General features: G+C 35.6%; 12 protein-coding genes. 8 read left to right on the forward strand and 4 right to left on the reverse strand.

Annotated features, from left to right (window positions below):
* The first annotated feature begins 22 nt into the window (after positions 1-22).
* The 5 genes from B9T27_RS13025 (at position 23) to B9T27_RS13045 (ending at position 4,345) form a co-directional block, all read left to right on the forward strand.
* Positions 23-1,144, forward strand: a complete 1,122-nt coding sequence (locus B9T27_RS13025; RefSeq protein WP_086207246.1) for a phosphotransferase family protein — start codon at positions 23-25, stop codon at positions 1,142-1,144.
* Positions 1,141-1,839 carry a histidine phosphatase family protein gene (locus B9T27_RS13030; protein ID WP_086207247.1) on the forward strand — a complete coding sequence of 233 codons (699 nt, stop codon included), beginning with the start codon at positions 1,141-1,143 and terminating at the stop codon, positions 1,837-1,839. Before B9T27_RS13025 ends, B9T27_RS13030 begins: the two co-directional genes overlap by 4 nt.
* A 23-nt stretch (positions 1,840-1,862) precedes the next feature.
* On the forward strand, positions 1,863-2,606 hold the full coding sequence (locus B9T27_RS13035) for an SDR family oxidoreductase (protein ID WP_086207248.1): 744 nt from the start codon (positions 1,863-1,865) through the stop codon (positions 2,604-2,606).
* Between the two features lie 404 nt (positions 2,607-3,010).
* A complete protein-coding gene (locus tag B9T27_RS13040; RefSeq protein ID WP_086207249.1) occupies positions 3,011-3,745 on the forward strand; it encodes an SGNH/GDSL hydrolase family protein in 735 nt (244 codons plus the stop codon).
* Between the two features lie 6 nt (positions 3,746-3,751).
* Positions 3,752-4,345 (forward strand): uracil-DNA glycosylase family protein, encoded by a 594-nt coding sequence (locus B9T27_RS13045; protein ID WP_086207250.1) that lies wholly within the window; start codon positions 3,752-3,754, stop codon positions 4,343-4,345.
* A 78-nt stretch (positions 4,346-4,423) separates the two neighbouring features.
* Here the strand turns inward: B9T27_RS13045 and B9T27_RS13050 are convergent, their stop codons facing one another.
* Entirely contained in the window at positions 4,424-5,902 is a 1,479-nt protein-coding gene (locus tag B9T27_RS13050) for a phospholipase D family protein (protein WP_086207251.1), read from the reverse strand.
* A gap of 190 nt (positions 5,903-6,092) precedes the next feature.
* Here B9T27_RS13050 and B9T27_RS13055 point away from each other — a divergent pair, with 190 nt between their 5' ends.
* Positions 6,093-7,202, forward strand: coding sequence for an S-(hydroxymethyl)glutathione dehydrogenase/class III alcohol dehydrogenase (locus tag B9T27_RS13055; protein ID WP_086207252.1), 1,110 nt, complete (start codon positions 6,093-6,095; stop codon positions 7,200-7,202).
* 54 nt (positions 7,203-7,256) lie between these two features.
* On the opposite strand, the gene B9T27_RS13060 is transcribed toward B9T27_RS13055, so the two are convergent.
* The 3 genes from B9T27_RS13060 to B9T27_RS13070 form a co-directional block, all read right to left on the reverse strand.
* Entirely contained in the window at positions 7,257-8,462 is a 1,206-nt protein-coding gene (locus B9T27_RS13060) for an aromatic amino acid transaminase (protein ID WP_086207253.1), read from the reverse strand.
* 206 nt (positions 8,463-8,668) lie between these two features.
* A complete protein-coding gene (locus B9T27_RS13065) occupies positions 8,669-9,910 on the reverse strand; it encodes an HmuY family protein (RefSeq protein WP_086207254.1) in 1,242 nt (413 codons plus the stop codon).
* 18 nt (positions 9,911-9,928) lie between these two features.
* The gene (locus B9T27_RS13070) at positions 9,929-11,893 is read right to left on the reverse strand and encodes a TonB-dependent receptor plug domain-containing protein (protein ID WP_086207351.1); all 1,965 of its coding nucleotides are present in this window, start codon (positions 11,891-11,893) and stop codon (positions 9,929-9,931) included.
* 233 nt (positions 11,894-12,126) lie between these two features.
* Here B9T27_RS13070 and B9T27_RS13075 point away from each other — a divergent pair, with 233 nt between their 5' ends.
* Positions 12,127-13,113 carry a DUF6607 family protein gene (locus tag B9T27_RS13075; protein WP_086207255.1) on the forward strand — a complete coding sequence of 329 codons (987 nt, stop codon included), beginning with the start codon at positions 12,127-12,129 and terminating at the stop codon, positions 13,111-13,113.
* Between the two features lie 145 nt (positions 13,114-13,258).
* The gene (locus B9T27_RS13080) at positions 13,259-14,023 is read left to right on the forward strand and encodes an alpha/beta fold hydrolase (protein WP_086207256.1); all 765 of its coding nucleotides are present in this window, start codon (positions 13,259-13,261) and stop codon (positions 14,021-14,023) included.
* The last annotated feature ends 78 nt before the right edge of the window (positions 14,024-14,101 follow it).

Below are 14,101 nucleotides of genomic sequence, written 5' to 3' on the forward strand. Positions count from 1 at the left end.
AGTAATTATACAGGAAGGAAAAATGTCGGTGATTGATGTTGGTGGCAGTGTTCGAGAAGGCGAAGAACTAAATGTAGAAGCAGTAGAAACTTGGTTGAAAACTCAAGGTATTGAACTACAAGGTTTAGTTGAAGTCACCCAATATTCAGGTGGTGCATCGAATTGGACGTATCGACTGAAATATGACAATGCCGATTTAATTCTGCGTCGACCACCGAAAGGGACTAAAGCCAAATCTGCACATGATATGGTACGTGAATATCAGGTACAAAAAAATCTTGCCCCTTTTTATCCCGTAGTGCCTGAAATGATTGCACTGTGTCAGGATGAAGCAGTCATTGGCTGTGATTTCTATGTAATGAAACGCATTAAAGGGATTATTCCTCGGGCAAAATTGCCACCTGAATTACAATTTGATGAAGCTGATGTACACCAACTATGCATCAATGTTTTAGATAAATTAATTGAATTACATCAAGTCCCTTATCAAGGAACAGAGCTAGAAAAACTTGGAAAAGGAGAGGGTTATTGCCGTCGACAAGTGGAAGGTTGGGATACGCGTTATGAAAAAGCACATACCATTAATGTACCAAGTTTTAAATTCGTGCGTAAATGGCTATGTGAAAACATTCCAGCAGATTCAACCAGTTGTATTATTCACAATGACTGGCGTTTTGATAATGTGATTTTAGATCCACAGCAGCCTACAAGAGTCATTGGTGTATTAGATTGGGAGATGGCAACTATTGGTGATCCACTTATGGATCTTGGTTCGGCTTTGGCCTACTGGGTTGAAGATACTGACAATATGATTTTTAAATCAACACGTCGTCAACCGACCCATTTAAAAGGCATGTTTACGCGCAAAGAAGTAGTCGATTATTACTTAGAAAAAACGGGTTTACAGACTGAAAACTGGACGTTTTATGAAGTATTTGGAATTTTCCGTTTAGCCGTTATCGCTCAACAAATTTACTATCGTTATTACCACAAGCAAACTAATAATCCTGCGTTTAAGGATTTCTGGATTATTATTCACGCTTTGCATATTCGCGCATTGAAATTAATTGGTTTACAAAAAATAGAAGCCAATCAAATTGCACAAAAATATATAGATAAATTTAAGGAAATTTTACCAAAATGACTACGATCTACTTGGTTCGCCATGGGCAAGCCTCTTTTGGTGCAGAAAGTTACGATAAACTTTCAGCCAATGGTGAATTACAGGCAAAAATTCTAGGCCGCTATTTTAAAGAAATTTTGCATGAAGCACCTGTGGTTATCTCAGGTTCTATGCAACGCCACCAACAAACAGCTAATTTTGCTTTAGCTGAATGTTTTCCCGAGGCACAAATATATACAGATTCCAATTGGAACGAGTTTAATCATCAGCAAGTTTTTGCACAATATGAACCGCGTTTTAATGAGCCACACTTGCTTAAACAAGATGTTGAAGAAGCCGTAGATCCTCGTATTTTTTTAGAAAAAATTTTTGCAGAAGCAATTGAGCGTTGGACTGGTGGTGAATATCATCATGAATATGATGAAACATGGCCACATTTTAAAAGTCGTGTAGAAACTGCACTACAAAATTTATGTGATGAGTTGGCAAAAACAAAACCTCGTTATGCCGTTGTGTTTACTTCAGGTGGTGTTATTTCTGTTGCAGCAGGTAAAATTTTAGAGCTAAACTCTAATAAAACTTTTGCGTTAAGTTGGGCAATTACCAATACCAGTTTAACCACCTTACGTTTGGTCGCGAATGAACCACAACTCTTGAGCTTAAATGAACATCATTTTATAAAAGTTGAAAATCCAGACTTGCTAACGTGGATATAAATTAAGAAAATAAGGAAGAAAGTATGGCAAGAACGATTTTAATTACAGGTGCCAGTTCAGGTATTGGTGCAGGAATGGCACGTGAATTTGCACAAAAAGGTTACAATCTTGCAATCTGCGCACGTCGTTTAGAACGTTTAGATCTCCTAAAGCAAGACCTTGAAAGTAAATATGGTGTTAAGGTTAGCACCAAAATTCTAGATGTAACCAATTATGAACAAGTTTTTCAAGTATTCCGAGAATTTAAACAAGAATTTGGCACGATTGATCGTATTATTGTAAATGCAGGTGTGGGCGATGGTCGTCGTATTGGGAAAGGTCATTTTGCCATTAATAAAGCCACTGTTGAAACCAATTTTATTTCCGCATTAGCACAATCTGAAGCCGCTGTTGAAATTTTTCGTGAACAAAAGTTCGGACATTTGGTCATGATTTCTTCAATGAGTGCAATTCGTGGAATGCCAAAACATTTAACGGCTTATGCTGCAAGTAAAGCAGGCGTTGCAACATTAGCTGAAGGAATTCGGGCTGAATTAATAGATACTGCTATTAAGGTATCTACGATTTTCCCTGGCTATATTCGTACTGAAATTAATCAAGGTGCAAAAAAATTACCCTTCGAAGTGGATGTAGAAACTGGCTCAAGGTTATTGGTTCAAGCAATCGAAAAGCAACCCGTGAAAGCCTATATACCACAGTGGCCGTGGTTACCGATCGGATTAATCATGAAAGTATTACCATTAAAACTAGTGAATAAATTAGGATAATTGGCTTATATTTAAATAGCTCAATTCTCATAAAGACTCAAAAGAGTCTTTATCTTTATATACTGTTAAAAATGTATAATTATCAATATAAATTGAATGATACGGATAATCTAAATGAAATATCTTTTTGCTGTACTTGGTTTAATGATCAGTATAGTTTTAGTTTTATCAGCAAGATATTTATATTTCACTTTGAATAATTTATGCAGTACCTTGCAATGTAACCTCGATATTACAACAAGCTATTCTGTTTCTTATGCTATTTTAATTTTAATGGGAACACAAATGATGTACCTATATTATCAAGACAGAAATTACTGGAGATTGATTAATTTCTTGGGGATATTTGGTTTTTCATATTTCATAACAACAATGATGAAATAAAATTACAGATTAGGTTAAATATGTTTTTAAAACTTTCGACTATTGCTTTAATTCCTGCGCTCATTGTTCAAGGCTACCTGGTCAAGAAAAATACTCCTCGTTTGCCTGAACCTAAAGGCGAGCGCTGTGGTGTAATTGGTCAAGGTCATACTTTATCTATTCTTATACTTGGAGATTCTGCTGCTGCAGGTGTAGGTGTTCAATTTCAAGAGCAAGCGTTACTAGGTTCAATTTTATCAGAATTAAAGCATCAGTTTAAAATCAGCTATCAGTTACAAGCTAAAACTGGTGATACCACCATACAAGTTATTCAGAACATTCAGAGTATTTCACATGAGCATTTTGATGTGGTGATTACCTCTGTTGGTGTAAATGATGTCACCAAACTTACTGATCCAAAACGATGGATCAAACAACAGCATTTATTTTATGCTGAAATTGAACAATGCTTTTCACCAAAATTGGTTTTAGCTACGGGTGTACCACCCATGAATTTATTTCCAGCGCTACCTAATCCGCTGTCATGGTTATTTGGACAGTATTCACAACAAATGAATAATGCCTTAGCAAAATTCATTCAGAAAAAAGCAATGTATCAATTAATTCAGTTTGATTTAGCTAAATTTAATTCTTTGAATTTAGACATGGCAGAAGATGGTTTCCACCCGAGTCAGGAAATTTATCAACTTTGGGGACAAGAGGTGGCTGAGAAAATTCGCCAAAATTTTTTAGATAAAATATTGATGAATGAATAACCTATTATGACGAATATTGAATTAAAAATTGAGACTCATCCACTGCCACCATTTCTTCCTAAAAATGCTCAATTATTAATGCTTGGTAGTTTTCCACCGCCAAAAGAGCGTTGGAAAATGGATTTTTATTATCCTAATTATCAAAATGATATGTGGCGAATTTTTGGATTAATTTTTTTTAAAGATAAAGATCACTTTTTAGATCTAAGCAATAAAAAATTCAAAGAAGAGTTAATCCGTAAGTTTCTGACTGAAAAAGGCATTGCTATTTTTGATACGGCATATCAAGTCATTCGTTTAAAAGATAATGCTGCAGATAAATTTTTACAGATTGAGACAGCCACTAACTTATCGAAACTTTTAGCTCAAATTCCTTTATGCCATAGCATTATGACCACAGGAGACAAAGCGACAGATACCTTAATGCTATCAATGCCTGAGGGAACGCTTAAACCAGTGATTGGTGAGTCGTCTAAAACTTACTTTGCTAAACGTGAAATGACATTGTATCGAATGCCTTCTTCATCTAGAGCATATCCTTTAGCGTTAGATAAGAAAGCAGATGTGTATCGAAAATTTTTTTGTAAGCTCGGTTTTTAGAAATAAACTTACTTTAAATTGGTTAAAACTTATTAATGTATTTCATTCATTAGTATTGAAACTAGGTGGACAATGTCATTACATCATCCATTCAATTGGCAGATAAGAAACACTGTACATAATAAATCGTTGAAAATGTGTCGTTTCTGGGTCGACTTTATATTCAATTATTTTTCCATTTTGTTGATGATCTAACCAAATAATTTCATTTTGATCATTAAGCTTTAATTCATAAGCAACTCGAAGTAAGGTTTGATCAAGTAAATCTGAAATTTGTTCCTGTAGTTGATCAGATGTAACCACCAAACCAACTTCCGTATTTAAATTAAATGAACGAGGGTCTAAATTAAATGAACCAATAAATACTTTATCATCGATATCAATAAATTTGGCATGCAGGCTAGATTTATTTTTTCCCTTTTTCGGTATCACATTGCCTGTCATTACTTCATACCAAGTACGACGTTTTCGTTCAATATAAGGTTTAAACTCATAAAGTTGAACGCCATTTTTAAGTAGGTCAACACGATACTTTTGATAAAAGGCATGTACCAATGCGACATCATTAGCAACAAAAGAATTGGTCAAAACTCTAACTTTAACATTACGTTTTGAAAATTGACTTAGATAATGAGTCCCATTTTTTGTCGGCACAAAATAAGCTGCTATTAAATCCATCTCTTGGGTAGGTTCACCCATATATTTTCCTATTTGATAGGAAATTAACTCACTCTTTTTAGCTTGCCCCAATGTTTTTTGAGGGGAATCTGCTAAAAATTCAGCATGTGCCCAATTCAATTTATTTTGAGTCAATTCAAGCGCAAGTTCTTTTTGTTCTGCATTGACTTTTTCATCCGCTGGATTGTCATTACGTTCAAGCTTCTGATAGTCAGCACGTAATTTTTTTAATTTTTTAGGTTTTCCTTGACCAATTAATTGCTGAACAGGGTAACTTAAGGGAAAATTCCAAAACTCTGAAAAAACATCATTTGCCCGATGGACTGCTGTACCAAAAAACAAAATATCCATATCTGTAAATTGAAATGACTGACTCGCATCAAAATATTCACTACTAATATTACGACCACCTGTAACTGCAATCGCACCATCAGCAATAATTAATTTATTATGCATTCGATGATTGATCAATTTCGTACGAAATATATAGTCAAAAACTCGAATTTTTCGAAACATATACGGATTATAAAGTTTAATCTGTATATTAGGATGTGTGCTTAAAGCTTTGAGTTGATTATCGAGTTTATTCCCGTTTTGATCATCAATTAATATTCGAACTTTTACACCACGATCGGCAGCTTTTAATAGCTCATACAACATTAACTGACCGATGAAATCATCTGCCCAGATATAATATTGTAAATCTAAATTGTATTTAGCTTTGCGAATAAGATGTACACGGGCAGCAATGCTTTGAAAAGCTTCACTCATGGCTAAATAAGCTGTTAATCCTTGTTTTAATTTTAACTCAGTATCGGGTTCACTGACCCAACCACCTAAGTGTGCAATAGTGGGATCTTGTTGTTTTGATTGATTCATAGGCAGACTGCATCCTGTTAACATAAAAACAGAAAAAATGAATAGCGTCGTGGCTCGATGTTTCATTAAGTTGTACAAAATTCTATCTTAGATAAATCATAACATTAGTTACAGCTTGAATCTGTAAAGTGAAAAAGGTTACTGTAGCTTAACTGTTAAATTAACAAATTAATTCAAGGATAAATGTGAAATGAAATCACGTGCCGCTGTGGCTTTCGGACCTGGTCAGCCTTTAAAAATTGTTGAAATTGATGTTGCACCACCGCAAAAAGGTGAAGTTTTAGTCAAAATCAGCCATACAGGTGTATGCCATACCGATGCTTTCACATTATCAGGTGATGATCCCGAAGGCATTTTTCCAGCTGTTCTGGGGCATGAAGGGGCTGGAGTTGTGGTACAAGTCGGTGAGGGCGTGACTTCAGTTCAGATAGGTGATCACGTCATTCCATTGTATACCGCTGAATGTGGAGAATGTTTATTTTGTAAATCGGATAAAACTAATCTCTGTGTTGCTGTACGTGCCACTCAAGGTAAAGGCGTTATGCCGGATGGAACGACTCGTTTCTCATACAATGGCGAACCAATTTACCATTATATGGGCTGTTCAACATTCAGTGAATATACAGTGGTTGCGGAAGTTTCCTTAGCTAAAATTAATCCCGAAGCCAATCATGAACATGTCTGCTTACTGGGTTGTGGTGTAACGACTGGTTTAGGTGCTGTATCGAATACTGCAAAAGTTCAAGAAGGCGATTCCGTTGCCGTATTTGGTTTAGGTGGAATAGGCCTAGCAGTGGTGCAAGGTGCACATAAAGCCAAAGCAGGACGTATTATTGTGATTGATACCAATCCTGATAAATTTGAATTGGCCAAAGAATTTGGGGCGACTGATTTTTTAAATCCTAAAGATTATGATCAGCCGATTCAAAACGTGATTGTAGAAATGACGGGTTGGGGCGTTGATCATTCATTTGAATGTATTGGCAATACCAATGTCATGCGCTCAGCACTTGAATCTGCTCATCGCGGTTGGGGACAATCGGTAATTATTGGTGTTGCTGGTGCAGGACAAGAAATTTCAACGCGTCCATTTCAACTTGTGACTGGACGTACGTGGAAAGGAACTGCATTTGGTGGTGTTAAAGGTCGTACACAATTACCAGGTATGGTGGAAGATGCGATGAAAGGCGATATCCAACTGGCCCCTTTTGTCACTCATACCATGGGCTTAGATAAAATTAATGAAGCATTTGAGTTAATGCATGAAGGTAAATCTATTCGTACTGTGATTAATTTTTAATTTTTGATGCTAAAAAACGGGCATTTTGCCCGTTTTTTTATGCATATTTAGGTTTTAACTAGTCGCTTGAATAACATCAACAATAGATGTTGCAACATAATCAATATTATTCAGATTAAGACCAGCCGCGCACATACGGCCACTGCGTAGTAAATAAATACCGTATTTATCTTTTAAAATGTCGACTTGTTTTGCAGTTAAACCAGTGTAACTGAACATACCTTGCTGTGTTGTTAAATAACTGAAGTCACGTTCAGGTAAGGCATGGCTTAATTTAGCTTTGAGTATTTCGCGCATTTGAATAATACGTTCACGCATTTGCTGGAGTTCAGCTTCCCATCGTGCTGTTAAGCCAGTATCAGTCAGTACATTATTAACCAGTAAAGCTCCAGTTGTTGGCGGGCTAGAATAAATACGGCGTACAGTTGCTTTGAGTTGACCCAGTACTGTTTGTGCAGTTACAGCATCATCACAAACAAATGTTAAACCACCGACACGCTCACCATATAATGAGAAAATTTTAGAGAATGAATTACTGACTATGAAGTTCATACCAGATTGATCTAAAGCACGAATCGCATATGCATCTTCTTCTATACCTTGGCCAAAACCTTGGTATGCAATATCTAAGAAGGGAATTAAGTCACGGGCTTTAAGTATTGCAATTACTTGATCCCATTCATCCGGAGTTAGATCTGCACCCGTTGGATTATGGCAACAAGGGTGAAGTAATACGATTCCTTTTGCTGGAATTTTATTTAAATCTTCAAGCATTGCTGCAATATTGACACCATTGGTATTGGCATCAAAATAAGTATAGAAATGCGAAGCAATACCTGCACCATTAAAGATCGCAATATGGTTTTCCCAAGTCGGTTGACTCACCCAGATTTCAGATTCTGGAAAATATTTTTTAAGAAAGTCAGCTCCAACTTTTAACGCACCTGATCCCCCGAGTGTTTGAATAGTAACAGCACGACCATCTTTAGCTGCTTGACTATTTTTTCCTAAAAGCAATGTTTGAGTTACAAGGTTATAAGACTTTAAGCCATCCATAGGTAAATAAAGTTTTACCTTTTGATTGCTGGGTTCAATGTTTTTATACGCGGTTTTAACAGCTTCTAATTGTGGAACAATATTATCTTCATTGTAATATAAGCCAATACTTAAATTGACTTTCTGTGTCCGTTCATCCTTACCAAATTCTTCCATCAACGACAGAATTGGATCACCTGCATAAGAATCTACATGCTGAAACATGGCTCAAAGTCCTAAATTAAACGAAGATATTTGAATTAGATCATATAGGGAATTGAATAGATGACTCAACAGTTGATCCGCGTTTATTTTTTATTATTTATTTAACTTTGGGCAATATACAGCTAAAAATATTATTTTAAGTATTAATGCATATGTTTGAAAATAAAAATGGAGATTTTTAATCTCCATTTTTATTAAATTTTTATTTATTTTGCAGGTTGAACATCAAATTCAAATGACCAAGTTGTTGCACTTGAAGCATTACTTGGATCAGCATAGCTAATTTCTTTTAAATGCATGCGCGCATAGCTATTTCCTTTATTTCCACGCAGCATTGTTGCAGCAGTTGAATTTGCTTTTAACATATGTGCTGCTTGTAAACCATCAGTTTGAGCAGCTGCAATCGTAGGGTAGTAATTGTACCAACCATAAGATAGTTTATTCGGATACGCCCCTTGATAAACAGGATTCAAAACAGAGGTGATCGTGTTGGCACCCCATTTAGTCACAACGGTCGATATAGCTGCTTTTAAATCAGCTTCAGTATTAATATAAGCATTTGCATCTTTAAATTTCTCAGTAATCACTTTGCCGTCAGTCGTATAGAACCCCGCAGGTTGTGAAGCAATTGCTGCGCCAATATTTGTATTGAGCTGTACGTTATAACGATTTAATGCGAATTGCCAAACACCTTCCTTTTTATTGCTAAACTGTCCTGTTGCTAAATCGACATAGCTCCAACCTTGTGTTGCATCAATAGTCATCGTTTTTATATCATTTGGATATGAAGTATTGATATAACGTATTGAAATATATCCTGATGTAGCACCTTGGTAATAATTATAAATTTGTACTGCAAAAACAGGTTTGTCTACAGTTCCAATAGCACTTTTAGAAGAACTATCAGTTGTCACTAGATATGTTTTGAAATTTGGAGACATGCGATGATCACCAAATAAATCATATTCGAAGAAGCTGGTAATCCCATTTTTCGTATCCATAAATGCATTACTATATGCATCTATCAACCAAGCTGATGCGGGCAAGCTTCCGGCTTGAGTCGCATCTTTTTCTTTGGATAGATTTTCCCAAGTAGCATCAAAAGGTGAGTACAATGCACCACCAGTACCAGAACCACTCACACCACTATTGGTAAAGAGTATAGGGGTACGCGTTCCCATCGCAAACTTGAGATCCCAATCTGAACCGTCACAAGAAATTTGAGCTTGTGTATCAATATCATAACAATATGAAGTATTTACAGCAGGCTGAATTTTCCATTCTTTGGCCTTTACGCTAAAAAGATCAGTATTTACGACAGGAGGCTGAGTCGTCCCGCCACCTCCAGTAGAATTATTATCACTGCTACCACCTCCGCATGCAGCTAAAAGTATACCCAGTGAAGATAATGCAAATAATTTTGCTAAGTTAGCGTTTGAAGAAGTCATATTCAATTCCTTATAAGGTTATTTAGGTTTTTTATTCCAGTTAAAACGAAGCCCGGTATAGGTGTAACGCCCTTCAATTGGGCGATAATCTACCGATGCATTAAAGTCACGTTGTTCATTAAAAATATTATCAATGCCAATAAAAGCGCTGATATATGGATTAATCTGATAGTCAATTTGTGAGTCAACACTGAACCACTCAGGAGATTTATGCAGATTGGCACTATCACCAAATTCATCACTTTGGTAACGAGCACGTAGCGTTAAATCAAGTTGGTCATTGAATGAATAATCTGCACCGAGGCGTGCGATATGTTTAGGTCGACGTGTTAGCCATTTATCTGTGATTTTATCTTTGGCTTCGGTATAAGTATAAGCACCTGATAATGCTAAATAAGGTGTAATATGCCACTGAGCTGTGGTTTCGATACCTTTAGTATTAGCTTCAGCAACATTGCTATATGAGTATTGGGTAATTCCATTAATGACGACAGAATTGTCATAATCGGTTTGAATCAAGTCATTAATATTATTCCAGAATAAGTTAACATCAGCATTCCAAATGTCATTTTTGACTAGACTTAAGCCCAGTTGATAACTATCAGATGATTCTGGTTTTAAATTTGGGTTTCCAATAACGATATAACCTAAATGGCTATGATCAAAAGAATAGAAACGTTCTTTTAAATTTGGAACACGATAACCTTGCCCATAACTGAATCTTAAATCGGCTAAAAAATCTTTTTGCTCATAGAATCGATATTTACTACTCAGTTTAAAAGCATTGTGATTTCCAAAATCTTCATCATTTTGAAAACGCCAACCAAAAATGGTATCTAATTGATCAGTCAGGTTCACTTCATTTTGAAGATAAAATTCATGGCGATCACGAGATACAGCACCACCTTGCATCTCAAATTTGCCATTATTACTTTGCTCTAATTTTTCTTCATGCCAGTCATAGCCTAGTTGCCAGTTTTGTTTATACCAAGTTGGTAATGAAACTTGAGAACTAAAGTGATTATTTTCCTGATTTGAATTCCGTAAGGCAGATAAATAGCCGTCTAAAGTTTGAGTAGAAGTTGTGTCATAGGTTTCATGCACACCTTTTAAGTCAAATAAGACATTATTAAATAAATTAAATTTTGTACCTGCACTAAAGCGTTGTCGTTCAATATCTTCAATTTTGTATTGCTTTAAATAAAATGGTGGAACGAAATTTAGACTACGTTGATGGTCTTTCTCCCGATAATCATTAAAATCTGCCCAAATAGAAAATTGATCCGATGGTTGCCATACACCATAAATTGAATATTGTTGACGGTTTTGTTCATCGCCTTGTAGGGGATATTGCTCTGGGTGTACAGCAAAACCATCACTTTTAAATTGGTCAGCAGTAATACGACCTTTAAAATTACCTTGAGACCCTTCTATTTTTATTTTTTCATGATGATTGTTAATTGAAATAGCTTTTCCATTGGCATTCTGCTTTCCATAACTACCCACATCTATTTGACCAGAGACTGAAACACCATCCGCAACTTTTTTAGTAATAATATTAATGACGCCACCCATTGCAGAAGAACCATATTGAGCAGATGCAGCACCTTTAATGACTTCAATATGATCAACGCTTGCAATCAAATATTGATCTAAGTCAACTGTTGATCCGGTACTTGCTGCAAGAGGAAGCCCATCAATGAGAATCAAAACTTGATCACTACTGAGACCTTGTAGTGAAATCTCATATCCTGATTTTCCATGAATTTCACGAAGTAAAATACCAGGGATATTTTCTAAAGCATCTTTAAGTGTCGTCGCGTTAGTTCTTTTAAGCTCTGTTTCACTGACCACTTCGGTGCGAATAGGGCTGTCTGTTAATTTTTTTTCTGAGCGTGTCGCTGTAACAACAATTGTATCTAAGGTTCTAATTTCATTATTGTTTGCCCATGTATGTGTTGTTGTAAATAGTCCACTCGTAATAAGAGCGAGAAATAATACGTTAGGCTTTGAAAAAAATAGTGCTGTATCGAGAGGAGGTTTTATATTCACAACAGGAGTTCACAAATAGAAATATTTATCTTACGCAAATAGTAATCATTATCATAATCATTTACAATACTTCTGCGATTTATTTCAAGATAAAACAAATTGTGAACAAATTGGCTATCTGAATGGAATGAATTAATGCTTTATTACAATCTTGGAATGTAAATATGAAACTTAAACTTTCTTTTATTTTAGTAACGATGTTGGCTTTAGGGGTAACCGCAGTGAATGCCGAACAAAAAACTGTAAATTTAGCTGAGGCATTACAACAGCAATCTTTACATGAACATTTAACGCAAGAACAAGCGCGACAAGCCATCTTAAAAATGGCAGGCGAGTATAAAGTTGCGTTTCGATTTGAGGAACTATATTCACTTAAATCTGATTACAAAATTAAGAAAGATGAGCAACCGAGTGGCCATGAAACAGTCATTGTAATTGAAAATACTCCGAATAAAGTTTCACTACAGCATATTCTGGTAGGTGATGGTCATGTGGTGAAACATTGGCGTCAGGACTGGGAATTTGAGCCAACAAAGATGTGGAGCTATATTGGTGACTATAAATGGGAAAGTATTGCTTTAAGTCCTAAAGATATAAAAGGGAAGTGGCTACAAACGGTATGGCAAATTGACGATTCACCACGTTATGCGGGTATTGGTAATTGGGGTAAAGAAAATGGTGCTATTTCATGGACTTCCAATGAAACATATCGTCCATTACCACGACGTGAACACACGACCCGCGATGATTATGATGTGATTATTGGTACCAATCGCCATGCTTTAACTGCAACAGGTTGGGTACATGAACAAGACAATATTAAGTTTGATACCCGTACTCAAACTGCTTTAGCTAGAGAGTTTGGAATCAATCAATATAACAAAATTGAAGGATACAACTTTAAACCTGCATATGACTATTGGAAGAATAATGCAGCCTATTGGAGTGCAGTCCGTAATTCATGGCAAAAAGCATTTGATCAAAATAAAGTTGTTGCTTTAAAGTTTGCGGAGAAAGATGAAAAGGCTCATTACAGTTATTTTAATGATCAAGCAAAAACGGTTGCAGGGAAATCAGAAAAAACTGAGCAATTGCAAGTTAAAGCACAGACGTTGCTTAATCAGCAATTAACGGAAGGCAAAGTTAATTAAAGTTCTTTAGTATGAAAATATAGACAGGAATCTATAATAAATTCTTGTCTATATTGAGTGATTTGAATGTAAAGCATATTGATTTAATTTTCATTTAAGAGAATATTAAACCATTCTATTGATGCCTACATTTGGATGATTCACGATGTTACTTAACTATGAATATCATAAAGCTACAGAGTTCAATACGAATATTCCAGTGGTATTAATTCATGGTTTATTCGGAAGCTTAAGTAATTTAGGCATGATTGCTCGGCCATTAATACAACGATCCAATGTTTTACAAATTGATGTTAGAAATCATGGGCATTCAGCACATTCAGCTGAGATGGACTATGTCTCTATGGCAGAAGATATTTTAGAAACACTAGAATATTTAGATATAAAGAACTTCAATGTGATTGGCCATTCGATGGGTGCAAAAATTGCAATGAAACTGACAGAGACTGCTGCTGAGCATTTAAATCAATTGGTTCTTTTAGATATGGCACCATTTGCATATCAAGAAAATCACCACGATCAAGTTTTTAAAGCACTTTTTGCGGTACAAAATGCGCAGGTTGAATCACGGAAAGAAGCCACTGACATTATGCGTAGTTTATTAAATGAAGAGATGGTGATTCAATTTTTATTAAAATCATTTAGCAAAGGGCAGTGGCTTTTCAATGTAGATGCTTTATATCAGCATTATCAAGATATTATCGGTTGGCAAGAAGTTTCTATTTGGCATCAACCAACATTATTTATTCGGGGTGGTAATTCACCTTATATGAGTCAAGATATACATCTTCAAGCGATTGAAAGGCAATTTACACAAGCTCAAATTGAAACAGTTGAAAATGCTGGACATTGGTTACATGCTGAAAAAACAGACGAAGTAAATATGATTATTTCTAGATTTTTAACATGATTTAATACTAGATAAATACGCTGAAGTAATTTTCAAATCATTTAACTGATAAAGCATAGATTCATCTATGCTTTATCA

The sequence above is a fragment of the Acinetobacter sp. ANC 4648 genome (genome assembly GCF_002135345.1).
Taxonomy (GTDB): Bacteria; Pseudomonadota; Gammaproteobacteria; order Pseudomonadales; family Moraxellaceae; genus Acinetobacter.

Excerpts from the sequence above, each read along its gene's own strand:
- B9T27_RS13050 (WP_086207251.1), bottom strand. The coding sequence starts at position 5,902 with ATGAATCAATCAAAACAACAAGATCCCACTATTGCACACTTAGGTGGT.
- B9T27_RS13055 (WP_086207252.1), top strand. The coding sequence starts at position 6,093 with ATGAAATCACGTGCCGCTGTGGCTTTCGGACCTGGTCAGCCTTTAAAA.
- B9T27_RS13075 (WP_086207255.1), top strand. The coding sequence starts at position 12,127 with ATGAAACTTAAACTTTCTTTTATTTTAGTAACGATGTTGGCTTTAGGG.
- B9T27_RS13030 (WP_086207247.1), top strand. The coding sequence starts at position 1,141 with ATGACTACGATCTACTTGGTTCGCCATGGGCAAGCCTCTTTTGGTGCA.
- B9T27_RS13035 (WP_086207248.1), top strand. The coding sequence starts at position 1,863 with ATGGCAAGAACGATTTTAATTACAGGTGCCAGTTCAGGTATTGGTGCA.
- B9T27_RS13080 (WP_086207256.1), top strand. The coding sequence starts at position 13,259 with ATGTTACTTAACTATGAATATCATAAAGCTACAGAGTTCAATACGAAT.
- B9T27_RS13025 (WP_086207246.1), top strand. The coding sequence starts at position 23 with ATGTCGGTGATTGATGTTGGTGGCAGTGTTCGAGAAGGCGAAGAACTA.
- B9T27_RS13040 (WP_086207249.1), top strand. The coding sequence starts at position 3,011 with ATGTTTTTAAAACTTTCGACTATTGCTTTAATTCCTGCGCTCATTGTT.
- B9T27_RS13045 (WP_086207250.1), top strand. The coding sequence starts at position 3,752 with ATGACGAATATTGAATTAAAAATTGAGACTCATCCACTGCCACCATTT.
- B9T27_RS13065 (WP_086207254.1), bottom strand. The coding sequence starts at position 9,910 with ATGACTTCTTCAAACGCTAACTTAGCAAAATTATTTGCATTATCTTCA.
- B9T27_RS13060 (WP_086207253.1), bottom strand. The coding sequence starts at position 8,462 with ATGTTTCAGCATGTAGATTCTTATGCAGGTGATCCAATTCTGTCGTTG.